This window comes from Photorhabdus noenieputensis (assembly GCF_018448935.1).
Taxonomy (GTDB): domain Bacteria; phylum Pseudomonadota; class Gammaproteobacteria; order Enterobacterales; family Enterobacteriaceae; genus Photorhabdus; species Photorhabdus noenieputensis.
Genome location: NZ_RCWC01000075.1, coordinates 1 through 1,672, shown reverse-complemented (window position 1 = coordinate 1,672; position 1,672 = coordinate 1). Strand labels below are relative to the sequence as shown.

General features: G+C 53.5%; 1 rRNA gene. It reads right to left on the bottom strand.

From position 1 onward, the window contains the following. Positions 1–49 precede the first annotated feature (49 nt). A 16S ribosomal RNA gene (locus tag EAE91_RS22945) occupies positions 50–1,594 on the bottom strand. Positions 1,595–1,672: the final 78 nt, after the last annotated feature.

Genomic DNA, 1,672 nt, shown 5'->3' with positions numbered 1-1,672 from the left:
TACTTTCATCAGACAATCTGTGTGAGCACTGCACTCAACCTATCTCAGGTAAGGAGGTGATCCAACCGCAGGTTCCCCTACGGTTACCTTGTTACGACTTCACCCCAGTCATGAGCCACAAAGTGGTCAGCGCCCCCCCGAAGGTTAAGCTACCGACTTCTTTTGCAACCCACTCCCATGGTGTGACGGGCGGTGTGTACAAGGCCCGGGAACGTATTCACCGTAGCATGCTGATCTACGATTACTAGCGATTCCGACTTCATGGAGTCGAGTTGCAGACTCCAATCCGGACTACGACAGACTTTGTGTGTTCCGCTTGCTCTCGCGAGGTCGCTTCACTTTGTATCCGCCATTGTAGCACGTGTGTAGCCCTACTCGTAAGGGCCATGATGACTTGACGTCATCCCCACCTTCCTCCGGTTTATCACCGGCAGTCTCCTTTGAGTTCCCGCCTTCACGCGCTGGCAACAAAGGATAAGGGTTGCGCTCGTTGCGGGACTTAACCCAACATTTCACAACACGAGCTGACGACAGCCATGCAGCACCTGTCTCTCAGTTCCCGAAGGCACTTCGCTGTCTCCAGCAAATTCTGAGGATGTCAAGAGTAGGTAAGGTTCTTCGCGTTGCATCGAATTAAACCACATGCTCCACCGCTTGTGCGGGCCCCCGTCAATTCATTTGAGTTTTAACCTTGCGGCCGTACTCCCCAGGCGGTCGATTTAACGCGTTAGCTTCGGAAGCCACAGTTCTAGACCACAACCTCCAAATCGACATCGTTTACAGCGTGGACTACCAGGGTATCTAATCCTGTTTGCTCCCCACGCTTTCGCACCTGAGCGTCAGTCTTCGTCCAGGGGGCCGCCTTCGCCACCGGTATTCCTCCACATCTCTACGCATTTCACCGCTACACATGGAATTCTACCCCCCTCTACGAGACTCCAGTCAACCAGTCTTAGATGCCATTCCCAGGTTGAGCCCGGGGATTTCACATCTAACTTAATTGACCGCCTGCGTGCGCTTTACGCCCAGTCATTCCGATTAACGCTTGCACCCTCCGTATTACCGCGGCTGCTGGCACGGAGTTAGCCGGTGCTTCTTCTGCGGGTAACGTCAAAATCCGACCCTCTTCAGGCCAGACCCTTCCTCCCCGCTGAAAGTACTTTACAACCCGAAGGCCTTCTTCATACACGCGGCATGGCTGCATCAGGCTTGCGCCCATTGTGCAATATTCCCCACTGCTGCCTCCCGTAGGAGTCTGGGCCGTGTCTCAGTCCCAGTGTGGCTGGTCATCCTCTCAGACCAGCTAGGGATCGTCGCCTAGGTAGGCCATTACCCTACCTACCAGCTAATCCCATCTGGGTTCATCCGACGGCGTGAGGCCCTTTCAGGTCCCCCACTTTGGTCTTGCGACATTATGCGGTATTAGCCACCGTTTCCAGTGGTTATCCCCCGCCATCGGGCAGATCCCCAGACATTACTCACCCGTCCGCCGCTCGTCAGCAAAAGCGCAAGCGCTTTCCTGTTACCGCTCGACTTGCATGTGTTAGGCCTGCCGCCAGCGTTCAATCTGAGCCATGATCAAACTCTTCAATTTAAAGTTTGATGCTCAAAGAATTCTGACTAATTAGTTCGTAATGAATTAACTGTTGTTCACTCTTCAAGACTTTAAAAC